20 protein-coding genes are annotated in these 22729 nt (G+C 72.5%); 7 read left to right on the plus strand and 13 right to left on the minus strand.

All coding sequences use genetic code 11. The features are described from left to right. Positions 1 to 861 precede the first annotated feature (861 nt). The 5 genes from infB to NRP21_RS27225 all read left to right on the plus strand — a co-directional run bounded on the left by infB (position 862) and on the right by NRP21_RS27225 (position 5018). Positions 862 to 2778 (plus strand): translation initiation factor IF-2, encoded by a 1917-nt coding sequence (gene infB / locus NRP21_RS27205; protein ID WP_257719428.1) that lies wholly within the window; start codon positions 862 to 864, stop codon positions 2776 to 2778. 85 nt (positions 2779 to 2863) lie between these two features. Further along, entirely contained in the window at positions 2864 to 3298 is a 435-nt protein-coding gene (gene rbfA, locus NRP21_RS27210) for a 30S ribosome-binding factor RbfA (protein WP_257719392.1), read from the plus strand. A gap of 23 nt (positions 3299 to 3321) precedes the next feature. Then, complete coding sequence (locus tag NRP21_RS27215) at positions 3322 to 3690, plus strand: acyl-CoA thioesterase (protein ID WP_257719429.1); 369 nt, start codon at positions 3322 to 3324, stop codon at positions 3688 to 3690. 10 nt (positions 3691 to 3700) lie between these two features. Next, positions 3701 to 3958: a hypothetical protein gene (locus NRP21_RS27220; RefSeq protein WP_257719393.1), complete on the plus strand. Its 258-nt coding sequence runs from the start codon at positions 3701 to 3703 to the stop codon at positions 3956 to 3958. Between the two features lie 22 nt (positions 3959 to 3980). Then, positions 3981 to 5018 carry an apurinic/apyrimidinic endonuclease family protein gene (locus NRP21_RS27225; RefSeq protein WP_257719394.1) on the plus strand — a complete coding sequence of 346 codons (1038 nt, stop codon included), beginning with the start codon at positions 3981 to 3983 and terminating at the stop codon, positions 5016 to 5018. A gap of 194 nt (positions 5019 to 5212) precedes the next feature. On the opposite strand, the gene NRP21_RS27230 is transcribed toward NRP21_RS27225, so the two are convergent. Further along, complete coding sequence (locus tag NRP21_RS27230) at positions 5213 to 7057, minus strand: glycoside hydrolase family 15 protein (protein ID WP_257719395.1); 1845 nt, start codon at positions 7055 to 7057, stop codon at positions 5213 to 5215. A gap of 84 nt (positions 7058 to 7141) precedes the next feature. Beyond that, entirely contained in the window at positions 7142 to 7954 is an 813-nt protein-coding gene (locus tag NRP21_RS27235) for an SDR family oxidoreductase (RefSeq protein ID WP_257719396.1), read from the minus strand. Between the two features lie 362 nt (positions 7955 to 8316). Between NRP21_RS27235 and purH the strand changes: the two genes are divergently transcribed. Next, complete coding sequence (gene purH / locus NRP21_RS27240) at positions 8317 to 9891, plus strand: bifunctional phosphoribosylaminoimidazolecarboxamide formyltransferase/IMP cyclohydrolase (protein WP_257719397.1); 1575 nt, start codon at positions 8317 to 8319, stop codon at positions 9889 to 9891. 219 nt (positions 9892 to 10110) lie between these two features. Here purH and NRP21_RS27245 read toward each other — a convergent pair whose 3' ends face one another. Together NRP21_RS27245 and NRP21_RS27250 are read right to left on the minus strand one after the other, a co-directional pair. Further along, positions 10111 to 11829 (minus strand): DEAD/DEAH box helicase, encoded by a 1719-nt coding sequence (locus NRP21_RS27245; protein ID WP_257719398.1) that lies wholly within the window; start codon positions 11827 to 11829, stop codon positions 10111 to 10113. Positions 11830 to 12014: 185 nt separating this feature from the next. Then, positions 12015 to 13394, minus strand: a complete 1380-nt coding sequence (locus NRP21_RS27250) for an amidase family protein (protein WP_257719399.1) — start codon at positions 13392 to 13394, stop codon at positions 12015 to 12017. A 135-nt stretch (positions 13395 to 13529) separates the two neighbouring features. Between NRP21_RS27250 and NRP21_RS27255 the strand changes: the two genes are divergently transcribed. Then, the gene (locus NRP21_RS27255; protein ID WP_257719400.1) at positions 13530 to 14426 is read left to right on the plus strand and encodes a DMT family transporter; all 897 of its coding nucleotides are present in this window, start codon (positions 13530 to 13532) and stop codon (positions 14424 to 14426) included. A 16-nt stretch (positions 14427 to 14442) separates the two neighbouring features. On the opposite strand, the gene NRP21_RS27260 is transcribed toward NRP21_RS27255, so the two are convergent. From NRP21_RS27260 to NRP21_RS27300, 9 genes are all read right to left on the minus strand, one after another. Beyond that, entirely contained in the window at positions 14443 to 15642 is a 1200-nt protein-coding gene (locus tag NRP21_RS27260; RefSeq protein ID WP_257719401.1) for a M20/M25/M40 family metallo-hydrolase, read from the minus strand. Positions 15643 to 15855: 213 nt separating this feature from the next. Further along, positions 15856 to 16251 carry a Zn-ribbon domain-containing OB-fold protein gene (locus NRP21_RS27265; RefSeq protein ID WP_257719402.1) on the minus strand — a complete coding sequence of 132 codons (396 nt, stop codon included), beginning with the start codon at positions 16249 to 16251 and terminating at the stop codon, positions 15856 to 15858. Positions 16252 to 16256: 5 nt separating this feature from the next. Continuing rightward, the gene (locus tag NRP21_RS27270) at positions 16257 to 17429 is read right to left on the minus strand and encodes a thiolase domain-containing protein (RefSeq protein ID WP_257719403.1); all 1173 of its coding nucleotides are present in this window, start codon (positions 17427 to 17429) and stop codon (positions 16257 to 16259) included. A gap of 105 nt (positions 17430 to 17534) precedes the next feature. Further along, a complete protein-coding gene (locus NRP21_RS27275) occupies positions 17535 to 18053 on the minus strand; it encodes a DUF1993 domain-containing protein (RefSeq protein WP_257719404.1) in 519 nt (172 codons plus the stop codon). 14 nt (positions 18054 to 18067) lie between these two features. Further along, positions 18068 to 18769, minus strand: coding sequence for an SDR family NAD(P)-dependent oxidoreductase (locus NRP21_RS27280; RefSeq protein ID WP_257719405.1), 702 nt, complete (start codon positions 18767 to 18769; stop codon positions 18068 to 18070). After that, a complete protein-coding gene (locus NRP21_RS27285; protein ID WP_257719406.1) occupies positions 18766 to 18942 on the minus strand; it encodes a hypothetical protein in 177 nt (58 codons plus the stop codon). Before NRP21_RS27285 ends, NRP21_RS27280 begins: the two co-directional genes overlap by 4 nt. Beyond that, the gene (locus NRP21_RS27290) at positions 18939 to 20372 is read right to left on the minus strand and encodes an FAD-binding oxidoreductase (RefSeq protein WP_257719407.1); all 1434 of its coding nucleotides are present in this window, start codon (positions 20370 to 20372) and stop codon (positions 18939 to 18941) included. The genes NRP21_RS27285 and NRP21_RS27290 overlap by 4 nt, the downstream gene beginning before the upstream one ends. Next, positions 20369 to 21772: an MmgE/PrpD family protein gene (locus tag NRP21_RS27295; protein WP_257719408.1), complete on the minus strand. Its 1404-nt coding sequence runs from the start codon at positions 21770 to 21772 to the stop codon at positions 20369 to 20371. Before NRP21_RS27295 ends, NRP21_RS27290 begins: the two co-directional genes overlap by 4 nt. Next, complete coding sequence (locus NRP21_RS27300) at positions 21769 to 22662, minus strand: MBL fold metallo-hydrolase (RefSeq protein WP_257719409.1); 894 nt, start codon at positions 22660 to 22662, stop codon at positions 21769 to 21771. The genes NRP21_RS27295 and NRP21_RS27300 overlap by 4 nt, the downstream gene beginning before the upstream one ends. Positions 22663 to 22729: the final 67 nt, after the last annotated feature.

The raw sequence follows: 22729 nt of genomic DNA on the forward strand, positions 1-22729 counted from the left end.
GAGCCCGCGCCGCGCACGGAAACGGCGCCGACGCCCCAGGCCGCTCCCCCGGCCCCGCGCCCCGCGCCCGCCCCGGCCCCCGCGGCCGCGCGGCCGGCGCCTGCCCCGCGCGAGGAGGCTCCGGCGCCCCGCCCGGCGCCTTCCGTCCGTCCGTCCTACGACCGCAGCAGCGACCGCGGCGCTTATGCCCCGCGTCCGGCTGCTGCCCCTGGTGGGGATCGCGGCGGCGAGCGCGGCTATGTCATGCGCACGCCCAGCGGCCCCGGTGGGGATCGCGGCGGCTACGCGCCCCGTCCGGCCGGTGGCCCCGGTGGTGACCGTGGCGGCGAGCGCGGCTACGTCATGCGCACGCCCAGCGGCCCCGGTGGGGACCGCGGCGGCTACGCGCCCCGTCCGGCCGGTGGCCCCGGTGGTGACCGTGGTGGCGAGCGTGGTGGCGAGCGCGGCTACGTCATGCGCACGCCCAGCGGCCCCGGTGGGGATCGCGGTGGCGACCGCGGCGGCTACGCCCCGCGCCCTGGCGGCCCCGGTGGGGACCGCGGCGGCGACCGTGGTGGCTACGCCCCGCGCCCGGCTGGTGGCCCCGGCGGCTACGGCCCGCGCGCGGGTGGCCCGGGTGGTGGTGGCTATGGCGACCGTGCCGGCGGCGGCGGTGCCCCGCTGGCGGCGCGTCGCCCCGGCCCCGTGCCGAGCGGCATCGGCGCGCCCGGCGCCGGCAAGCTCTCCTTGCGGCCCCGCCCTGGCGAGGGTCCCGCCCCCGGTTCGCTGGAGGACGAGAACCGCCGTCCGCCGCCGCGCCGCCTCGGCGGCCCGGCGCCTGCCGGCGCGCGCAAGCCGGTCCCTGCCCCCGCGAAGAAGGGCATGGCCCCGGTCGATCGCCGGCATGGCCGCATCGACGTGGCCGCGGCGATCGAGGGTGACGACGATCGCGGGCGCAGCCTTGCCTCCGTCCGCCGCGCCCGCGAGCGCGAGCGGCGCCAGGCCGAGCTCGCCCGCCTCCGCTCCGGCCAGGAGCGCGTGGTGCGCGACGTGGTCATCCCCGACATCATCACCGTGCAGGAGCTGGCGAACCGCATGGCCGCCCGCGCCGGCGAGGTGGTGAAGGCGCTGTTCCGCATGGGCGTGATGGCCACCATCACCCAGTCCATCGACGCAGACACGGCGGAGCTGGTGGCGACCGAGTTCGGCCACCGCATCCGCCGCGTGTCGGAGGCCGATGTGGAGCAGGGCCTCGAGGGCGAGGTGGACACCGAGGAGAACCTCGAGCCGCGTCCCCCCGTGGTCACGATCATGGGCCACGTCGATCACGGCAAGACGAGCCTTCTGGACGCCCTTCGCAAGACGGACGTGGCGGCGCGCGAGGCGGGTGGCATCACCCAGCACATCGGCGCCTACATGATCCAGATCCCGAGCGGCGACCGCGTGACCTTCATCGACACCCCGGGCCACGAGGCGTTCACCGCCATGCGCGCCCGCGGTGCGAGCGTGACCGACATGGTCGTGCTGGTGGTCGCGGCCGATGACGGCGTGATGCCGCAGACGGTCGAGGCGATTAAGCACGCCCAGGCGGCGAACGTTCCGATGATCGTGGCCATCAACAAGATCGATAAGCCCGGTGTGAACCCGGACCGCGTGCGGCAGGAGCTCCTGCAGCACGAGGTCGTGGTGGAAGCCCTGGGCGGCGACACGCAGGAGATCCAGGTCTCCGCGCTGAAGGGCACGGGCCTCGACAAGCTGCTGGAGGCCATCATCCTCCAGGCCGAGGTGCTGGACCTGAAGGCCAACCCGAACCGGGCGGCCGAGGGTACGGTCATCGAGAGCAAGCTCGACAAGGGCCGGGGCCCCGTGGCCACGGTGCTGGTCCAGAAGGGCACGCTGAACCAGGGCGACATCGTGGTGGCCGGCGCCGAATGGGGCCGCGTGCGCGCGATCATCGACGACATGGGCATCCCGCTGACCGGCGCCGAGCCCTCCGAGCCGGTGGAGATCCTCGGCCTGACGGGTGTTCCGTCGGCCGGCGAGACCTTCGTCGCGGTGGAGGATGAGGGCCGCGCCCGCGAGATTACCGAGTTCCGTCAGCGCAAGGCGCGCGAGAAGGTGGCGGCAGCCGCCGGCGCCGCCCGCGGCACGCTGAACGACATGCTGGCCCGCATCCAGGCGGGCGAGCAGAAGGAGGTGGCGGTCGTCGTCAAGGCGGACGTGCAGGGCTCCTCCGAGGCGCTCGGCGTCACTCTCGGCAAGCTGTCCCGCGAGGAGGTGCGCGTCCGCGTGCTCCACTCCGCGGTCGGCCAGATCACCGAGAGCGACATCCAGCTCGCCAAGGCGTCCAACGCGGTCGTGGTGGCCTTCAACGTGCGTGCGACGACGCAGGCGCGCGAGATGGCGAACCGGGATGGCGTGGAGATCCGCTACTACTCGATCATCTACGAGGTGGCCGACGACATCGAGAAGCTGGTCAAGGGCAAGCTTGCCCCGATCCAGCGCGAGAAGTTCCTGGGCTACGCGCAGATCCTGCAGGTGTTCGAGGTCAAGCGCCTCGGCAACATCGCCGGCTGCCGCGTGACGGAAGGCGTGGTGAAGCGCGGTGCGGGCGTCCGCCTGCTGCGCGACGGCGTCGTCATCCACCAGGGCACCCTCTCCACGCTCCGTCGCTTCAAGGACGACGTGAAGGAGGTCGCGAACGGCTACGAGTGCGGCATGTCCTTCCATAACTACAATGACATCCGCGTCGGCGATCAGATCGAGTGCTACGAGACGGAGACGGTGGCGGCGGACTGATCCGCCCCTCCCCTCTTCGGGTTTGATGATCCGCCGCGCCCCGTGAAAGCGGGGCGCGGCGGACGCTTTTAGGGCTTAAGGACCAATGGCCAGGGACGCCAAGAACCAGGGTGGCGCGGGTGCCCCCTCGCAGCGGATGCTCCGCGTGGCGGAGGAGGTGCGGCACGCGCTCTCCGCCGTCTTCCTGCGCGGGGATGTCAGCGACCCCGACCTCGCGGATGCGCGGGTGACGGTGACAGAGGTGCGGGCCTCCCCCGACCTCAAGCACATGACGGTCTTCGTCTCGCGCCTCGGGACTGCGGCCGATCCGGCGCTGCTGAAGCTGCTGAAGGCAAACCAGCCGGAGCTGCGGAAGCAGGTGGCACGGGCCGTGCGTCTGAAGTTCGCCCCGGAGCTGCACTTCCAGGCGGACACCGCGCTCGACTATGCCATGCAGATCGACGCGGTGATGCGCCGGCCGGAGGTGCAGCGGGACCTGACCCCCCGCCCCGATGCCGACAGGGACGACGACGAGACGTGAACGACCAGCACCTGCCGCCCGAGATGGCACCGATGATCCGGACCATCGCCATGCCGGGCGACACCAATCCGGCCGGCGACATCTTCGGCGGATGGTTGATGGCGCAGATGGACCTGGCGGCGGGAAATGCCGCCGCCCGCCGGGCGCGCGGGCGCTGCGCGACGGTGAACGTTGAGGGGATGACCTTCCACCGGCCCGTGCATGTGGGAGATGAGGTGAGCCTCTACGCCCGCATCCTCTCGGTCGGCCGCACCTCTCTGCGGATCCAGGTCGAGGCCTGGCGGCGGGAGCGGCACTCCGACCTGCGGGAGCGGGTGACGGAGGCGGCCTTTACCTTCGTGGCGCTGGACGAGACGGGGCGCCCGCGGCCGGTGCCGGCCGAGGGGAGCTGAGGGGCCCGGCGTGGGGCTGTTCCTCTACGTTGTCCTGAAGGACGCCCCCTTCTGGCTGCCGAGCTTCCTGGCCTGGTACTTCATCGTCCGCGGCGGGCCGGCCCGGCGGCGCTGGGCCGCCATCCTATGGGTGCCGGCCGTTCTTCTCGTCTCGCTCGGCCCCTGGGCGGCGGGGCGGGAGTTCGGGGACCTGATCGTGATGGTCCTTGTCGCCGCCGCGCTGGGCGGGCTGATGGGATTCTGGCAGCGCCGCATCAACCCGCTTTGAGCCCCGGCGAACCAAGGGGCGCGTGACCCGTTCCCCAGACATGGAACGCCGCATCGCCTGGGTCTGCCAGTGGCTCGACCCCTCCCTGCCCACCAAGGAGCAGGCCGCGCTGAACCTGCGCGACACCACCGTGACCTACATCTCCAAGATGGAGCCGAAGGACGCGATCGCGAAGCTGATCGGCCTGGTGCAGACCAATGGCGAGACGCTGCTGGCCCAGATCTCCCGCACCGCCCGCCTGCCGCCCGGGCAACGGGCCATGCGGATGGGCAGCAACGTGCTGCCCGTCTACAGCCACCCGGCCGTGCGGCCCCTCTACGAGGACCCCGCCCTGAAGCGGGTCGTGGAAACCAGCCTGGCCCCCGCCGCCCGCGCGGCGAAGGAAGGGGGCGTGCGCCTCTCCATGCATCCCGGCCAGTACACGGTTCTGGCGACGGAGAAGGAGCACACCCGCGCCGCCGCGGTGGCCGACATCGAGTACCACACGGACGTCATGCGCCACCTCGGCCAGGCGGGCGGCTGGCACCCGAACGGCGCCCACATCAACGTCCATGCCGGCGGCCGCGCGGCGGGGATCGAGGCCTTCCGCTCCGGCCTCTCCCTTCTCTCCCAGGACGCGCGCAACCTGCTGACGGTGGAGAACGAGGAGACCGCCTACGGGCTGGACGACCTGCTGCCCCTGGCCGACAGCCTGCCCATCGTGCTGGACCTGCACCACCACTGGGTGGTCACGGGCGAGTACCTGGAACCCGACGACCCGCGCATCGCCCGCGTGATCGAGTCCTGGCGCGGCGTGCGGCCGATCATCCACATCAGCGCCCCCAAGCCCGACCTGGTGCCCGACCAGGACCCGGAGGTGCTGCCCGACCGCGCGGCCCTGATCGCCGCCGGCGTCTCCGCCCGCGACCTGCGCGCCCATTCCGCCCGGCTGTGGAACCGGCCCCACGCGGCCTGGGCGGCGCGGCACCTGGAATGGGCGGATATCGAGGTTGAGGCGAAGGAGAAGAACCTGGCCAGCGCGGAGTTCGCGGCGGTCTGCTTCCCGGTGGTGGCGGCCTGAGCGGCCTTAGGGGGGAGGGAGAAGGAATTCTCCCTCCCCCTGGCCCCCACCCTCATCTTCTTCTGGGGGGCTGCCGCGGGATGCGGGGCTTGCGGCGCGCCGAGCGGCCACGCCGCCCGGCACGGGACATGTCCCACCGCGCCAAGCCGAAGAAGATGATGGGGTCCGGGGGAAGGAAGCCCCCGGACAGGTCCTCAGAGTTCCGTTAACGTCACCGGCATCCCACCCACCGGCTGGCGGGGCGGGCCTTCCTGGGCGGTCAGGGCGCGGTCCAGGTAGTGGGCGGCGCTGATGAGGGCGAGGTGGGTGAAGGCCTGGGGGAAGTTGCCGAGGTGCTCTCCGGCGGGGCCGAGTTCCTCGGCGTAGAGGCCGAGGTGGTTGGCGTAGCCGAGCATCTTCTCGAAGAGGAAGCGGGCCATCTTCACGTCACCGGCGCGGGCCAGGCACTCCACGTACCAGAAGGAGCACATGTTGAAGCTGCCCTCGACGCCGTCGAGGCCGTCCACGCTCGCGTCCTCGTAGCGGCGGACGAGGCTGTCATCCACCAGGCGCTCGCCCACCGCCTTGAGGGTGGAGAGCCAGCGCGGGTCCGTGGGGCTGATGAAGCGCATCAGGGGCATGAGAAGGCAGGCGGCGTCCAGGCAGCTGCCGTTCCGGCTCTGCACGAAGGCGCCGATGCGCTCGTTCCAGAAGTTGGTATGGATGTCCTCGTAGATGGCGTCGCGGGCGGCGAGCCATTCGGCGACCGGCGCAGGGAGGGAGCGCTTGAAGGCCAGGCGGATGGCGCGGTCCAGCGCCACCCAGCACATCAGGCGGGAGTGGAGGAAATGGCGGCGGCCGCCTCGCACCTCCCAGATGCCCTCGTCCGGCTGCTCCCAGTTCCTGGCCACCCAGTTCATGGAGCGGGTGATGCCCTGCCAGGCCTCGTGGGAGATCTGCTCGCCGTACTCGTCCGAGAGGTAGGCGGCGTCCATCAGCTCGCCGTAGATGTCGAGCTGAAGCTGGCCCTCGGCACCGTTGCCGATGCGGACGGGGCTTGAGTTCGCGTAGCCGGAGAGGTGGGGGAGGATCGTTTCCTCCAGCTCGCGGTGGCCGTCCAGGCCGTACATCAGCTCCAGCTTGCCGTCCGTGCACTCCTTCTCCCGCGCGGCGAGCCAGCGCATGAAGGCGTTGGCCTCCGCCGTGTGGCCCAGGCGCAGGAAGGCGTAGACGGTGAAGGCGGCGTCCCGGATCCAGGTGTAGCGGTAGTCCCAGTTACGGACGCCGCCGATCGTCTCCGGCAGCCCGAAGGTGGGGGCGGCGACGATGGAGCCGTGCTCGGCCGAGGTCATGAGCTTCAGCGCGAGGGCGGAGCGGTTCACCGTGTCGCGCCAGCGGCCGCGGTAGGTGGAGCGGGCGCTCCATTCCCGCCAGGTGTCGGCGGTGTGCTTGAAGCACTCCGCCACCTCGTTCGGGTCTGCGGGGCGGGCGTGGCCGTGGGCCGCGTCCTCCAGCACGAAGGCGGCGGACTCGTTGGGGGCCAGGGTGAACTCGGCCACGGCGTCGCCGCCCTCGATCCGCAGCGGCACGGTGGCGCGCAGGCGCAAAGCCTGCCCCCCGCCCTCGAAAACGATCGTGCCGGCCTCCTCCCGCACCGCGTGCTCCGCCCGGGCATAGTCCAGGCGGGGGGCGCAGCGCATACGGAAGGCGCGGGGGCTGCGGATGGCCTTGGCCCGGCGCACCAAGCGCTGGGTGGGGCCGAGGGCCATGTAGTCCGAGATCTCCGCCACCCCCTCCTGCGAGAGGAAGCGGGTGAGCAGCACGTTGGTGTCGGGCAGGTAGAGCTGACGGTGTCGGATGCCGTTCAGCTGGGGCGCCAGTTCGAAGCGGCCGCCCTTCTCGTCATCGAGGAGGGAGGCGAAGACGCTCGGGCTGTCGAAGCGGGGCCAGCAGAGGAAGTCCACGGTTCCGTCCAAGCCGATCAGGGCGGCGGTGCGGAGGTCGCCGACGATGCCGTGGTTCTCGATCGGCTCTCCCATTCGGGGCTCACTCCACTTCACCTAAGTTAAACGCGGGTCGGCTGTGAACAGCGCAAACCCTGCCGCGTTTGCCGCGGGGCGACTTCACGGTTCCAGGCGGAACCCTCAGCCGTTGCCGACGAAGCCGGGATAGAGGCTCATCCCGCCATCCACGAAGAGGGTGGTGCCGGTGACGTACTCGGCCTCGTCGGAGAGGAGCCAGGTCACGGCGCGGGCCACGTCCTCGGGCTCCCCGATGCGGCCGTAAGGGATCAGGCGCAGCAGCTTCTCCAGCGCCTCCTCCGTGCCCCAGGCCTCCTTGTTGATGGGGGTGCGGATGGCGCCGGGAGCCACGGCGTTCACCCGGATGCGCTCCGGCGCCAGTTCCTGCGCGAGGGTCTGCATCATCATCCGCACGCCGCCCTTGGCCGCCGCGTAGTTCACATGGCCGGCCCAGGGGATCAGCTCGTGGACGGAGGACATGCAGACGATGCTGGCGCGGGCATGGTTGGGGCGGTCCGGGCCGGCGCGGAAGGCGCGCACGGCCTCCCGGCAGCAGAGGAACTGGCCGGTGAGGTTCACGCCGATCACCGCCTGCCAGTCCTTCAGCGTCATCTCGCCGAGGGGGGCGTCCTTCTGGATACCGGAATTGGCCACCAGCAGGTCCAGCCCGCCGAGCTCGGCCACGGTGTCGTCCACCAGGCGGGTCGCCTCCGCCTCCTCCGAGACGTCGGCGCCGAGGGCGACGGCCCGGCCGCCGGCGGCGCGGATCTCCTCCACCAGCTTCTCCGCCGGCTCCCGGCTGGAATGGTAGTTCACGGCCACCGCCGCCCCGGCCATCGCCAAGCCCCGCGCCACGGCGAAGCCGATGCCGGAGGAGGCGCCCGTGACGAGGGCGCGCCGGCCGGCAAGGATGGGGCGGGTTGCGGTTTCGGGCATGGGCACCTCGGCTGGTTGGGCCGCATGGCCCGGGCAGGGGAACGCCCCCGCCGGCCCGAGGGTTGACCGGCTGCGGTGCAACAGAGTGTTCCGGGTGCGCCGAGTCGGCGGCCGAACACATGCCGAACGCAGCGAGCCGGAAATGACGGTGAATCAGCGATATCGCCCGAGTCGCGCGAACGAATCGCTGACGCGCGTTCCCGGCCGCCAAAACACAAGATCTGGTGGGATGCCCCGCTGAGGGGACACAAGCGCATTCACGGCCCGTTCCGATCCGTGCCTCGGACCCGAATGGGGATCACGGCAGCCCCGCGCCCGTTTCGCCTTCCGTCCGGGGCCGCCGCGCGCTATCCGCCCCGCCCATGGCCACCCTCCCCATCCGACGCGCCCTCCTCTCCGTCTCCGACAAGACGGGGCTGGTGGAGTTCGCCCGAACCCTCGCCGCCCAGGGGGCGGAGATCCTCTCCACCGGCGGCACGGCAAAGGCCCTGCGAGAGGCGGGGATCCCCGTGAAGGAGCTGTCCGACCACACGGGCTTCCCGGAAATCCTGGATGGGCGGGTGAAGACCCTGGTGCCGGGCGTCCACGGCGGGCTGCTGTTCCGGCGGGACGTGCCGGAGCACGTGGCGCAGGTGGAGGCGCACGGGATCGCGCCGATCGACTTGGTCTGCGTGAACCTCTACCCCTTCGAGGCGACCGTCGCGCGCGGCGCCTCCTACGAGGATTGCGTCGAGAACATCGACATCGGCGGGCCGGCGATGATCCGCAGCGCCGCCAAGAACCACGCCCATGTCGCCGTGCTGACCGAGCCGGAGCAGCTGGTGACGGTGGGCAAGGAGATCGCCGAGACGGGCGGGACGAGCCTGGAGACCCGCAAGACCCTCGCCGCCGCCGCCTATGCCCGCACGGCCGCCTATGACGCGGCCATCTCCCGCTGGTTCGCTGCCGAGCTAGAGCAGGACTTCCCGCAGCGCCTCTCCGTGCCGGGGATGCTGAAGCAGACGCTCCGTTACGGCGAGAACCCCCACCAGAAGGCCGCCTTCTACGTGGACGGCACGCACCGCCCGGGCATCGCAACCGCCGAGCAGGTGCAGGGCAAGGAGCTGTCCTACAACAACCTGAACGACACGGACGCCGCCTTCGAGGCGGTGGCGGAGTTCGAGGAGCCGGCGATCGTCATCGTCAAGCACGCCAATCCCTGCGGCGTAGCGGTGGCGGGCGACCTGAACGCGGCCTGGGACGCGGCGCTGCGCTGCGACCCCGTCTCCGCCTTCGGCGGGATCATCGCGGCCAATCGCGTGCTGGATGCGGCGGCGGCGGAGCGGATCACCGCCATCTTCACCGAGGTGGTGATCGCGCCGGACGCGGATGACGCGGCCCGCGCGATCTTCGCGAAGAAGAAGAACCTGCGCCTGCTGCTGACGGGCGGCCTGCCCGATGCCGCCGCGCCGGGGATGACCTTCCGCAGCGTGGGCGGCGGCTTCCTCGCCCAGTCCCGCGATGCCGGCCGCGTGGCCGTGGCGGACCTGAAGGTGGTGACGAAGCGCCAGCCCAGCGCGCAGGAGATGCAGGACCTGATCTTCGCCTTCCGGGTCTGCAAGCACGTGAAGTCGAACGCGATCGTCTATGCCAAGGGCGGGGCGACGGTGGGCATCGGCGCGGGGCAGATGAGCCGGGTGGATTCCGCCCGCATCGCCGCCTGGAAGTCCGCCGAGGCCGCGAAGGCCGCCGGGCTGGACACGCCGCTCGCCCAGGGCTCCGTGGTCGCCTCCGACGCCTTCTTCCCCTTCGCGGACGGGTTGCAGGCGGCGGCGGCAGCGGGCGCGACGGCCGTGATCCAGCCCGGCGGCTCCATGCGCGACAACGAGGTGATCGCGGCGGCCGACGAGGCCGGGCTGGCGATGGTCCTCACGGGGATGCGCCACTTCCGGCACTGAGGGCGTTCGGGGAAGGCTCTGCCTTCCCCCAAGCCCCCCCCATCCGGCGGGAACCCGAGCTTCCCTGCACCTTCCGCCTGTAAAAGACATGCCCACGGCGCGAGGGGCCCCAAAGGGGCCCTCGCGCCGTGGGCGTTTAACGGATGGAAGGTCCAGGAAACTCAGTTTCCTGGCGGGTTGGGGTCCGGGGAAGGGCAGCGCCCTTCCCCGAAAGCACCCTCAGCGCCGAACAGGCCGGCGCGGCCCGCGCGGGATCGGCTGCATGGGCTCGACGCGGATGTGCGCTTCCTCGCCGCCGGGGCGGCGGGCGTTGGCCGCGAAGTGCGCGGCGGCGTAGGGGGCGATCTCCACCTGGGATTCGTGGCCCTGGATGCGGATGCGGCCGATCTCGGCGCGGGAGACGTCGCCGCGCTTGCAGAGGAAGGGCAGCATCCAGCGCGGGTCGGCCTGGCCGTCGCGGCCGACGGAGACGCGGAACCACACGCCCTCGGAGGACGGGGGCGGGCCGCCGGCGCCGCGCGCGCCGTCGTAGTCGCCCGGGGCACGGCGGGGGCGGTCGGAGACGGAGGTCAGCTCCTCGGGCGCGGGCAAGGGCGCACGGAGGAGCTTCACCAGGGCGGCGGCGAGAGCGAGCGGGTCCACGCCGGAGGGGGCGGCGCCATCGGCCTGGCTCCAGCCGGCGGTGTCGTCCTTCGGGGCGCCCTGCAGGCCGGTGAGGGTGCGGGCGATGGCCAGGTCCTCCTCCGCGATCTCCTCGCCCAGGATCTCCGTGGCACGGGCGGCGATGCGCTCGGCGTCCTTGGCGCGCACCTGCTCGGCCGAGGGAGCCGGGCCCCATTCGGCCTGCACGCGCGCGGCGTGGAGCAGGCGCTCCGCGATGCGGCGGCGGGAGGGGGGGACAACGAGGAGACTGGTGCCCTTGCGCCCGGCGCGCCCCGTGCGGCCGGAGCGGTGGAGGAGGGTTTCCGGATCGCGCGGGAGCTCGGCGTGGATCACCAGGTCTAGCTCGGGCAGGTCGATGCCACGGGCGGCCACGTCGGTGGCCACGCAGATGCGGGCCTTGCCGTCGCGCAGGGATTGCAGGGCGCGGGTGCGCTCGGCCTGGGAGAGCTCGCCGGAGAGGGCCACGGTCTCGAAGCCGCGCTCCGTCAGATTCCCGTGCAGCCGGTTCACCGCCGCACGGGTGGAGCAGAACACCATGGAGATGGGCGCATCTTCCAGGCGGAGGGCATTCACCACGGCGCGCTCCACGTCGCCGGAGGAGACCAGAGCGGCGCGGTAGGTGATGTCGCCGTGGGGTTCGTCCTTGGAGGACACCTCGAGGCGCAGGGCGTTCCGCTGGAAGTCCTTCGCCATCTTGGCGATCGGCGCGGGGACGGTGGCGGAGAAGAGGAGGGTGCGGCGCTCCTCCGGCAGGGCGCCGAGGATGGCCTCCAGCTCCTCGCGGAAGCCGAGGTCCAGCATCTCGTCGGCCTCGTCCAGCACGACGGCGCGGATGTCGGAGGTGCGGAGGTTGCCGCGCTCGATGTGGTCGCGCACGCGGCCGGGGGTGCCCACCGCGATCTGGGCGCCGTTCTGGAGGACGCGGCGCTCCGCCACCGGGTCCATGCCGCCGACGCAGGAGGCCACACGGCCGCCGGCCGGGCCGTAGAGCCAGGTCAGCTCCGCCTTCACCTGCAGGGCGAGTTCACGGGTGGGGGCGACGATGAGGGCGAGGGGGGCGCCGGGCGGGGGCAGGCGAGTCCCCTCCCCCAGCAGGTCGGTGGCCATGGCCAAGCCATAGGCGACGGTCTTGCCGGAGCCGGTGCGGGCGGAGACGAGCATGTCCCGGCCCGCCGTGTCCTCCGCCAGCACGGCGGCCTGGACGGGCGTGGGGCTGGCATAGCCGCGGGTGGTCAGGGCATCGCGCAGCGGCGCGGGAAGGGTGTCGAAAGACATCAGTGAGAGGCGTCCGGTGGTTTGGGGCGCCTGGGCGCGGCAGCCCTCCTCCATGGAGGGGCGTGGCGCGGGGGGCGGCGCGGAAAGGGCGGGGCTTCGGCCCCGCGACCGGGCTCATATCGGGGCAGGGCCCGCCCGCCGCAACCGGTGGCTTCGCATCCCAGCCCTGCGCCGGGGCCCCTCGCCTATCCGGCGATGGTGATCTCCGTCTCCAGCAGGGCGCCGGCCTCCAGCAGGATGTCCTCCCGGTAGCGCCCGGCGACGAGCTGGACGCCGAGGGGAGCGGGGCCGGAGAGGTCGGTGGTGACGGTCAGGCCGGGCAGGCTCATCAGCGGCAGGCCCACCTGGGGGAGGAGGGCCTCGATCACCCGGTCGAAGGCCTCGGGCGATTCCAGGTCCAGCAGGTCGGGGAAGGGCGGCTCGGCGGAGACGGGCATGAGGGCCACGGGGTAGCGCTCCAGGAAGAGGCTCCACTCCCGCAGGAAGCCGGCGCGGGCCTGGAGGGCGTCCTGAAAGGCGTTCATGTCCGGCTCGGGGCAGAGGCGCTCCATCTGGGCGAACACGAAGTTGGCGTCGGGGTCGTTCTCCTCGGCCAGGGCCCGCTTCAGGCCGCGGCGGCTCTCGGCGAGCCAGAGCAGGGCCTGGAGGCGGGCGGGCTGCCGCATGGGCGGAACCGGGGTCTCGGCCACGGTCCAGCCAGCGTCCTGCAGGCGGCGGCCGGCGGCACGGACGGCTTCCTCCACCTCGGGCGTGGTGGCCATGCCTTCCGGGCGCACGCAGAGGGCGGCGCGCTTGGGGAAGGGCGCGCCCTGGAGCGGGGCGGGCACCCACCAGGGGTCGCGGGCATCGGGGGCGGACATGGCCTGCAGGGCCAAGCGGATGTCGGCGATGGAGCGGGCGAGCGGGCCAGAGACGGCCATGAGCTGGGCGCCGATGGCGCGCTCCGGGCCGCCCGGGTTCCAGGCGGGGATGCGGCCGATAGTCGGGCGCAGCCCGTGGATGCCGCAGGCATAGGCGGGGTAGCGGACGGAGCCGCCGATATCTGTGCCGTGCCCGATGGCCCCGATCCCCGCCGCAGTGGCCGAGGCCGCGCCGCCGGAGGAGCCGCCGGGGGTCAGGGCGGGGTTGCGGGCGTTTCGCGTATGGCCGTGGAGCGAGTTGCGCGTGAACCAGTGGAGCGAGAAGGCGGGGGTGTTCGTGCGGCCGATGATGACGGCGCCCGCCTTGCGGAGGTTGGACACCACGGGGTTGTCGGCCTTCGCGATCAGGTCCTTCTGGATGCGCAGGCCGTTGGTGGTGGCGTGGCTCTTCTGGTCCACGTTCACCTTCGTGGTCACGGGCACGCCGGCCAGGGGACCAGGGTCCTCCCCGCGCGCGAGGGCGGCGTCCACGGCGCGGGCGGCGGCCAGCGCCTCCTCCGGCATGAACTGCACCACAGCGTTGATGGCGGGGTTGGCGGCATCCAGCCGGGAGAGGGCGTCGCGCGCCACCTCCTCCGCCGAGAGGTCGCGCGCGCGGATTCGGGAAGCGAGCTCTGTCGCGGTGAGGCGCCATGAATCGGTCATGGCCGCCATTCCAGACCGGGCGGGCGGGCTTGTCCAATCGCCCGTGCTCGGCGAGCGCTGCCCGGGTGCCCTTGGAGCAACCTCACGCCTTCGCGCCATACCGCATTGCAGCAAACCCCTCTAAACGGCTGGCGCATGGACCGATCCGCGCAGGGCGTGCTGCTCGCCTTCCTCGCCTATGCCGCCTATGCCGTCAGCGACGCTTCCGTGAAGCTGCTGCACGGCTCGCTCTCGGCCTATGAGGCGGTGTTCTTCGGCGCCCTCTCCGGGGTGGCCGCCCTGCCCTTCATCCGCGAGCCTGGCGAGAGGCTCTCCGGCGTGTTCCGGGCGCGGAACCGGGCCATGTGGGTGCTGCGCGCCGTGGCGGCCTTCACCGGCAGCGTCGGCAGCGTGACCGCCTTCACCCATCTCTCCATGGCGGAGGCCTTCTCCCTCCTCTTCCTCATGCCGACCTTCGTGACGGTCCTGTCCGTGGCCTTCCTGGGGGAGAAGGTGGGGTGGCGGCGCTGGCTGGCGGTGCTGATGGGCTTCGCGGGCGTGCTGGTGGTGCTGCGCCCGGGCTTCCGCGAGCTGAACATCGGCCATCTCGGCGCCGTGGTCGGCGGCCTCTCCGGCGCCGTCACCGTCGTCATGATGCGCGCCTTCGGGCGGACGGAGACGCGCCTCTCCCTCTACGGCGCGGGCCTCGTCGGCCCCGTCCTCGGCGCCGGGCTGCTGATGTTGCCGGAGTTCGCCTGGCCCACGGCGATGCAGTGGGTCTGGATCCTGGGCTACGGGCTGCTGATGGCGCTGGCCAACGTGTTTGTCATGATGGCCTCCAACCGCATCGAGGCGAGCCTGGTGGCGCCGGCGCAGTACAGCCAGATGATCTGGGCGATCCTGTTCGGCTACGCGGTCTTCGGCGACGGGATCGACGCGGTGATGGGCCTGGGCGTCGCCATCATCATCCTCTCCGGCGTCTTCACCTTCATGCGGGAGCGCGTGCGCCGGCCGCGCGGGTGGCGGCGGGCGCCACCCGTGCATCCGCAGTGAGAGGCCGCCCCGCGGGCTAGACCTCCATGTCCGCCGTCTTCAGCAGGGTGGCGAAGGCGAGCTGCATGTCGTGCAGGGTCTGCTGCGGCTCCACGTCCACCCACTCGTCCAGCGAGTGCGCGCCCGCGCCGGCGCCAGCGCTGAGGGCGATGCCGGGCACGCCCATGGAGATGGGGATGCTGGCATCGGTGGAGCTGGCAACGGTCTTCGGCGCAAAGCCCAGGGCCTTCGCGGCGGCGGTGGCGTTCGCCACCAGGGCGCTGTCGCGGTCGATGGCGCCGGCGGGGCGGTCGCCGATCTTCTTCCACTCCGCGGTGATCGCGCCCTTGGCGGTGCTGCGCGCGGCGTTCTCCGCATCCACCGCCTTGCCGACGATCGCCTTGAAGGCGGCGTCGATGCGGGCGAGCTCCTGCGCGGAGTCCGAGCGCAGGTCCACCTCCAGCCACACCTCGTTCGGGATGGAGTTCACGGAGGTGCCGCCGCCGATCACGCTGGCGCTGAAGGTGGTGCGGGGCGAGGCCGGGACCTGCAGGCGGGAGAGGCCGGCCATCGCCTCGGCGAGGGCGAAGGAGGGGCTGACGAGGCCGAAATCCATGAAGCTGTGCCCGCCCGGCCCGCGGAAGGTGATGCGGTAGCGCAGCGAGCCGGTGGCGCCGGAGACGATGGTGCCCATGCCCATCGGGCCTTCCACGGAGATGAAGGCGGCGATCCGCCCGGCGTAGCGGCCCTTCTGAAAGAGGTGCCGGATGCCGCGCAGGTCGCCCAGCCCTTCCTCGCCCACATTGCCGACGAAGAGGATGTCGTGCCGCGTGCGGATGCCCGCCGCGTCCATGGCGCGCAGGAAGGCGAGGTTCATCGCCAGGCTGCGCGTGTCGTCGCCGATGCCGGGGGCGTAGAGGCGCGTTCCCTCCCGCCGCACCTTCAGGTCGGTGCCCGGCGGGAACACCGTGTCCAGGTGCGCGGCGACGACGATGAGCTGGCCGTTGCCGAGGCCGCGGCGCAGCCCCATCACGTTGCCCTCCGTGTCCGTCTCGCACTCCTCCAGCCCGGCCTCCTGCAGCATGGCCAGGTAGGCGCGGCCGCGCTCCTCCTCCTGGAAAAAGGGGGCGGGGATTTCCGTGAGGCGGATGGTCTCCTCGACGAAGCGCTCGTGGTTCGCCGCCAGGTGGCGCAGCGCCTCCCCGTAGGCAGGGCTCTTCATCACGTTCTCGACCATGCTCGGCATCCCCTGGCGGAACGGATGCCCATGCGACGCGCGGGCGGGGATGTCCAGATGCGCCGGACCAGCCTCCCCCGCATGCCGGCCCGCAAGAGACCGCCGGGGGAGCGCACCCCAGGGCCCTGCCTGCAGGGCCCCGCCGCCGCCTCGGGCCGGAAAGCCTCGGCGCCGGGGCTGCGCCCGCCGGCACGAAGGGGCTGCCCGCGGCGATCAGGCCGGCGTGAACATGGGGATGGCCTGGCCGTCCTCGCTCCTCTCGAAAACCAGGCGGACGGGCTGGCCCACCTGTAGCGCCGCGATGTCGCAGCCGACGATGTTGGTCATGATACGCGGCCCCTCCTCCAGCTCCACATAGGCGATGACGTAGGGCACCTTCGTCCGCATCACGCTGAAGGTGTAGATCGTGCCCAGGCCGCTGGCGGGCACGAGTTCCACCTCTCCCTCGTCGTCGAAGGGGTCGATGGGGCGCGGCGGGTAGTGGAAGCGGCCCGTCCTCGCGTTGCGCCCGATTAGCAGCTTTCCGTCTCTCGCCGCGTCCCAGAAGGCGCGGGTGGAGGGGTCGGGGGTGGGGCCCGGCGGCACGCGCCGGGCACTCGTCTCGCTCATCCCCATCACTCCCTCTCCAGCACCAGGGTGGCGCTGCCGTGCCGCGTGCCGAGGGAGCCGCCCGTGCCGTGGGCGAGCGCCAGATCGCAACTCGGCACCTGCACCGCCGGATGGGCTTCCCCGCGCAGCTGGCGCACCGCCTCGATCACCTTGGTGATGCCGCCGCGATTGGCGGGGTGGTTGTTGCAGAGGCCGCCGCCATCCGTGTTGAAGGGCAGCCGGCCCACGCCGCTGATGAGGTTGCCGTCCTGAACGAAGCGGCCGCCCATGCCCTTCTCGCAGAAGCCGAGATCCTCCAGCTGCATCAGCACGGTGATGGTGAAGCTGTCGTAGATGCTGGCGTACTTGATGTCGGCGGGCGTCACCCCGGCCTCCTCGAAGGCGCGGGGGCCGGAGAAGCGCGCGCCGGTATAGGTCAGGTCCAGATCCCCGCCCATCTGGTGCTTCACCGCCTCCCCCGCGCCGCGGATGGTCACCACGGGGCGCTTCAGGCCGCGCGCGATCTCCGGCCGCACCACCACCAGCGCGCCGCCGCCATCGGAGATGACGCAGCAGTCCAGCCGGTGCAGCGGATCCGCGACGAGGGGGGAGGCCAGCACCTCCTCCACCGTCACCACCTTCGGCAGCATCGCGTGCGGATTGTGCTGCGCGTGGTGGGAGGCGGCGACCTTGATCCAGGCCAGCTGCTCGCTCGTCGTGCCGTACTCGTGCATGTGGCGCCTCGCGCACATGGCGTACATGTTCGCGATGGCGGCGCCATAGGGGTACTCGAACTGCACGTCCGGCTGCGCGGGGTTGCCGGCGCGCGGGGCCGTGCCGGTCGCCTGCCCCTCGGAGCGCGGGCGCCCGGCGAGGGTGATCAGCGCCACGTCGCACCGGCCCAGCGCGATCGCCCCCGCCGCATGGGCGACATGGGCGAGGTAGGAGCTGCCGCCGATATCTGTGGAATCCACGTGGCGCAGCCGGTTGAGGCCGAGATAGTCGGCCATGCTCAGCGGCCCCATCCCCGGCGCGTCGCCGGCGCAGAAGTAGCCGTCCACGTCGGCGCGGGTCAGCCCGGCGTCGCGCAGCGCGCCGAGCGCGACCTCGGCATGGAGTTGCGCGGTGCTCTTGTCCTCGGCCTTGCGGGCCGGGTGCTCGTAGGCACCGGCGATGCAGGCCTTGCCTCTGATGCTCACGCGCACTCCCCTCTCCCGCCAGCCCTTGATGCCGGGCGGCATGCCTTGGCGCTCCCCCGCTGCGTCTCCGGCGGCGCAGGACGGGCAAGGGCCGCCGGCATCGCCTCAGCCCTTCGCGCCGAGCGGCCCGAGATAGTCGCGCTTGCCGATCGGCGCGCCAAGGTGGCGGAGGATGTCGTAGGCGGTGGTCACGTGGAAGTAGAAGTTCGGCAGGGCGAAGCCGAGCAGGTACTCCGCGCCCGGCAGCGTGGTCGGGCTGCTGCGGGGCCCGTAGGTCACCGCGCGCTCCTCGCTCCCCTCGAAGCCCTCCGCCGGGACGGATTGCAGGAAGGCGACGGTCGCCTGAATGCGCTGCTGCAGCTCATCGAAGCTCGCCTCCTCGTCCGCGAAGGCAGGCGCGGCGAGACCTGCCAGCCGGGCGGCCGCGAATTTGGAGGTGTCGCTGGCGCGCTGCACCTGGCCGGCCAGGGTGAGCATGTCCGGTGCCAGGCGCGCCCCCACCAGCGCCGCCGGATCCATCCCCGTGCCCACCGCGTGCGCGGCGCCCTTGTCCAGCAGGGCCGAGAGCACGCCCAGGCCCCGCAGGAAGACGGGAACGGAGGCCTGGTACATCGAGAGAGGCATGTCAGCCCTTTCCTTCAGAAATTCTCGGTCCAGGGGCGCAGCTCCGCCTCCTGGGACCAGGCGCTGCGGGGCTGGCGGAGCAGGTCGAGATAGGCCTGCGCGATCGCGTCCGGGTCCAGGAGGCTGTCGGGCTTCCCGGGCGGTTCCGGCCGCCGCGCACTCCGCACGCCGCCATCCACCACGATATGCGCGACGTGGATGCCCTTCGGCCCCAGCTCCCGCGCAGCGCTCTGCGCCAGCCCGCGCAGGGCGAACTTGCCCATCGCGAAGGCGGCGGAGCCGGCGAAGCCCTTCACGCTCGCCGTGGCACCGGTGAGGAGGATAGCGCCCTTCCCGCGCGGCACCATGCGCCGCGCCGCCTCCCGCACCGCGAGGAAGCCGCCGAAACCCGTGATCTCCACCGCCCTGCGGACCGCCTCCGGGTCCAGTTCCGCCAGCGGCCCCGGCGCGCGGGCGCTGGCGTTGTAGATCACCACCTCCGGCGCGCCGATCCGCGCCTCCACGGCCGAGAACAGCGCCTCGACAGAGGCGGGGTCGGCGGCGTCGGCCGGGAAGGCGGCGGCGCCCGTCTCCGCGACCAGCGGGGCAAGCTTCTCCGTGTCGCGGGCAGCGAGGGCGACGGCGAGGCCGGCACGGCCCAGCTGCCGCGCGAGCGAGGCGCTGATGCCCGGGCCCGCGCCGATGATCAGCGCGCTGGCATAGGGAATGGTGGTCATGGGGCGGCCTTTCCGGCATCGCCGCCGAGGCTGCGCCCTGCGGCGGCCAGGATCTTGTCGGAAACGCCGGCCTTCCCGGCGGTGCGGGCCGGCGCCTTCCTACCCGGCAGGCTGGCGAAGGGCGCGGTGTCCCTCTCCCGCCGCACCGCCCCGGGGATCCCCGGCCGCGTCACCCCAGCATCTTCCCGGGATTGAGCACCCGCGCCGGATCCAGCGCGTCCCGCAGGCGGTGCATCAGCTCCATCTCCACCGGGTCCTTGTAGCGGCGCAGTTCGCCGGCCTTCAGCAGCCCGATGCCGTGCTCGGCCGAGATGGAGCCGCCGAGCTCCACCACGATGTCGTGGACCACGGCGTTCATCCGTTCCCACTGGGCCAGGAACGCCGCCTTCTCCATCCCGACGGGCTGGGTGAGGTTGTAGTGGATGTTGCCGTCGCCGAGGTGCCCGAAGGCGCAGACGCGCACGCCGGGCAGGGCTTCCGCGGCCGCCTCGCCGGCGCGGTGCAGGAAGGCGGGGATGCGGGAGACGGGCACGGAGACGTCGTGCTTGATGCTGCCGCCCTCCTTCTTCTGCGCCTCCGGGATGCCCTCGCGCAGGCGCCAGAGGGCGGCGTACCTGGCGCTGCTTTCCGCGATCACGGCGTCGGCCAGGGTGCCGCGCTCGAAGGCCTCCTCCAGGATGCCCTCCAGCACGGGGCGCAGCGTGCCGTCATGGCCGGAACCGGCCAGTTCGATCAGGGCGTACCAGGGGTGGCGCTCGCGCATCGGGTCGTGGCCGCCGGCGTGGCGCGCCACGATCTCCACCGTCAGCCCGGACATCAGCTCGAAGGCTGTCACCGCCTCTCCGGCGCGGTCGCGGGCCAGGGAGAGGAGCGTCAGCGCGTCGGCGGGGTCGCGCAGGGCGCAGAAGGCCGCCACTCGGTCCGTCAGGCGGGGGAAGAGCTTCAGCACGGCGCGGGTGATGATGCCGAGCGTGCCCTCGCTGCCGACGAAAAGGTGCTTCAGCGCGTAGCCCGTATTGTCCTTGTGCAGGGCGCGCAACCCGTTCCACACGCGGCCATCGGCCAGCACCACCTCCAGGCCCAGCACGAGGTCGCGCGCGTTGCCGTAGCGCAGCACGTTAATGCCGCCGGCGTTGCTAGCGAGGTTGCCGCCGATCTGTGCGCTGCCCTGCGCGCCGAGGGAGAGGGGGAAGAGGCGCCCCGCGTGCTCCGCCGCCGCCTGGATGTCGGCAAGGATGCAGCCGGCCTGCACGGTCATGGTGAAGTTCAGCGGATCGACCTCCTCGATCCCGTTCATCCGGCCGAGGGAGAGCAGGACTTCGTGCGGGGCGGTGACGGTGCCGCCGACGAGGCCGGTGTTGCCGCCCTGGGGGACGATCGGGGCGCCTGCCTCCGCGCAGATCCGCACGGCCGCCGCCACCTCCTCCGTGGAGCGCGGCCGCAGCACGATGGGGGCCTGGCCGCGGTAGAGGCTGCGCTCCTCCAGCAGGTAGGCCTCCCGGTCGGTGGCCTCGGTCAGCACCGTGCCATCCGGCAGGGCGGCGCGCAGCCGGTCGGCCAGGTCGGTGGGAAGGGCGCGGGCGGCGGGGCGGATCTCGTTCATGCCGCGCGCTCCAGCGGCGCCTTGCCGCGGAAGAAGGGGGCGGCGGACCGGTCCAGCGCGGGATCGCCGGCCCCGAAAGCGCGGCACCAATCCACCACGGCCTGCCGGGCCGAGGCGTCGCGCATGGCGAGCCCGGCGATGCCGTGGAAGCGCTCCACGAGCGGCTCCCACTCCCAGGGCGCCTCGGGGTCGCCGCGGCGGAAGCTGCGCTCCTCGGACAGCACCCGTCCGTCGAGCGTGGTGACGGTGATGCGCGCCGGGCGCTCCTTCGGGTAGCGCGCGGAGAACTCTGCCGGTGCCAGCACCTCGATCCTGTCGCCCAGCGCCTGCACCGCCTCGTCCCGCACTGCGCTGCCGTCGAAGCCGGTGAAGGAGAGGTCGCCGCCGGAGAGAAGCAGGGCCACGCAGAAATTCGTGGAGAACTTCGCGTCGCCCGCATTCGTCGGCCGGCGCAGCCCGGCCACGTCCAGCAGGGCCTGCGGCGCCTCCACCGTGACGGCGGCGATCTCCTCCACGCGCAGCGTGGCCTTCCGCATCAGGTCCTGCGCGGCGTCCAGCAGGCTGTGCATCTGGCCGCAGACGGGCCAGCCCTTGATGGTGGCCGTCAGGATCATCGGCGCGCCTTCCGGCACGAGGGAGGCGGAGGGTTCCGGGATGAGCTTCCAGGCCGCCAGCATGCCGCGCCCGCCCTCAAGCACGCGCGGCGCGCCGGGGATGCCGGCCTCGGCCAGCAACGCCGCCGTCACGCCGTTGCGGACGGCGATGGCGGGGTGCACGGGCTTCGCCTCCGTCGCTCCGTCCTCCAGGAACTGCCACAGCCCCGCCGCCTGGGTGCCGGCATGGCCGAGGGCCGAGAGCGTCGCCGCCGCGTCCAGGCGCAGCAGGCGCGCGGTGGCGGCCGCCGCGCCGAAGGTGCCTGCGGTGGCGGTGACGTGGTTCGTTGCCGCGTGCGCCTTGCCGAGATGCGCGCCCAGGCGCAGCCCGGCCTCGTAGCCCGCCGCCACGGCGGCGCGCATGTCCGCCACCGTCACGCCCGACCTTGCCTGGGCCAGGGCCAGCACGGCGGGCCAGACGGTGATGCCGGGGTGCATCATCGCGGCGCGGTGGCTGTCGTCGAATTCCCAGAAGTGGCTGATGGCGGCGTTGGCCGCGGCGGCCTCCACCGGCGCCCAGCCGCGCGCGTCGCCCGCCACGGCGCAGCCCGCGCCCCGGTGCGGCATGGTCAGCGCGGCGAAGGCGGCGATGTAGCGGGGGTGGAGATCATGCGCCGTGCCGGCGATCAGCGCCCCCGCCCAGTCCAGCGCGGAGGAGGAGAGTGCGGAATCCACCGCCGCGTCCCCCGCCGCGCCATCCAGCGCCGCCACCCATCCGGCCAGGGGGTGCAGGGCGGGTTCGGTCATGGGTTGGTCTCCCCCTGCGCGATCACGCCGCGCCCGGCCACGGGAATGCGAAGGAAGGTCACGCCCCTCCCCTCCCCGGCCGGGAAGCGCCCCGCGCGGATGTTCACCTGGATGGAGGGCAGCAGGAGCGCGGGGGAGGAAAGGGTGGCGTCCCGCTTCGTGCGGAGTTCCACGAACGCCTGCTCGTCGCGCCCTTCGCCCACGTGGATGTTGCGCGCGCGCTGCTCCGCCACCGTGGTTTCCCAGGCGAAGCTGTCGCGGCCCGGCGCCTTGTAGTCGTGGCAGATGAAGACCCGCGTCTCCGGCGGCAGGGCCAGGATGCGCTGGATGGAGCGGTAGAGCTGGCGCGCGTCGCCGCCCGGGAAGTCCGCCCGCGCCGTGCCGGAATCCGGCATAAACAGCGTGTCGCCGACAAAGACGGCGTCCCCGATCCGGTAGGCCACGTCGGCCGGGGTGTGGCCGGGCACGTGCAGCACCTCCACCTCCAGCCCGCCGAGGGGGAAGGTCTCGCTATCGGCGAAGAGCCGGTCGAAGTCGCCGCCGCCCGGGCGCAGGTCTCGCGCGTCGAACACCGGGCGGAAGATGGCCTGCACCTCCGTGATCCGCGCCCCGATCCCCACCGGCGCGCCGGTCTTCTGCTTGATGTAGGGGGCGGCGGTCAGATGGTCGGCATGGGCGTGGGTCTCCAGGACCAGGTCCAGCCGCAGCTCCCTTTCCGCCACCGCAGCCAGCATGGCATCGGCGGATCTCGTGTCCGCCTCCCCCGCCGCATTGTCCCAGTCCAGGACGGGGTCGATCACCGCCGCCGCCCGCGTCGCCTCGTCCCAGACGAGATAGGAGACGGTGTTCGTGGCCTTGTCGAAGAAGGCCTGGACGGCGGGGCTGGTCATGGCGTGGCTCCTGCTCCTGCGGTGTGGAGAGCGGGTCACGCCGCGGGCCGCCGCTCGCCGGCCTGCC

This window comes from Roseomonas populi, assembly GCF_024594815.1.
GTDB lineage: Bacteria > Pseudomonadota > Alphaproteobacteria > Acetobacterales > Acetobacteraceae > Roseomonas > Roseomonas populi.

What these genes read in the sequence shown, in the direction of transcription:
- infB (WP_257719428.1), top strand. Translation starts at nt 862, where the DNA reads ATGGCCCCGGTCGATCGCCGGCATGGCCGCATCGACGTGGCCGCGGCG.
- rbfA (WP_257719392.1), top strand. Translation starts at nt 2,864, where the DNA reads ATGGCCAGGGACGCCAAGAACCAGGGTGGCGCGGGTGCCCCCTCGCAG.
- NRP21_RS27215 (WP_257719429.1), top strand. Translation starts at nt 3,322, where the DNA reads ATGGCACCGATGATCCGGACCATCGCCATGCCGGGCGACACCAATCCG.
- NRP21_RS27235 (WP_257719396.1), bottom strand. Translation starts at nt 7,954, where the DNA reads ATGCCCGAAACCGCAACCCGCCCCATCCTTGCCGGCCGGCGCGCCCTC.
- purH (WP_257719397.1), top strand. Translation starts at nt 8,317, where the DNA reads ATGGCCACCCTCCCCATCCGACGCGCCCTCCTCTCCGTCTCCGACAAG.
- NRP21_RS27245 (WP_257719398.1), bottom strand. Translation starts at nt 11,829, where the DNA reads ATGTCTTTCGACACCCTTCCCGCGCCGCTGCGCGATGCCCTGACCACC.
- NRP21_RS27250 (WP_257719399.1), bottom strand. Translation starts at nt 13,394, where the DNA reads ATGACCGATTCATGGCGCCTCACCGCGACAGAGCTCGCTTCCCGAATC.
- NRP21_RS27255 (WP_257719400.1), top strand. Translation starts at nt 13,530, where the DNA reads ATGGACCGATCCGCGCAGGGCGTGCTGCTCGCCTTCCTCGCCTATGCC.
- NRP21_RS27260 (WP_257719401.1), bottom strand. Translation starts at nt 15,642, where the DNA reads ATGGTCGAGAACGTGATGAAGAGCCCTGCCTACGGGGAGGCGCTGCGC.
- NRP21_RS27265 (WP_257719402.1), bottom strand. Translation starts at nt 16,251, where the DNA reads ATGAGCGAGACGAGTGCCCGGCGCGTGCCGCCGGGCCCCACCCCCGAC.
- NRP21_RS27275 (WP_257719404.1), bottom strand. Translation starts at nt 18,053, where the DNA reads ATGCCTCTCTCGATGTACCAGGCCTCCGTTCCCGTCTTCCTGCGGGGC.
- NRP21_RS27280 (WP_257719405.1), bottom strand. Translation starts at nt 18,769, where the DNA reads ATGACCACCATTCCCTATGCCAGCGCGCTGATCATCGGCGCGGGCCCG.
- NRP21_RS27290 (WP_257719407.1), bottom strand. Translation starts at nt 20,372, where the DNA reads ATGAACGAGATCCGCCCCGCCGCCCGCGCCCTTCCCACCGACCTGGCC.
- NRP21_RS27295 (WP_257719408.1), bottom strand. Translation starts at nt 21,772, where the DNA reads ATGACCGAACCCGCCCTGCACCCCCTGGCCGGATGGGTGGCGGCGCTG.
- NRP21_RS27300 (WP_257719409.1), bottom strand. Translation starts at nt 22,662, where the DNA reads ATGACCAGCCCCGCCGTCCAGGCCTTCTTCGACAAGGCCACGAACACC.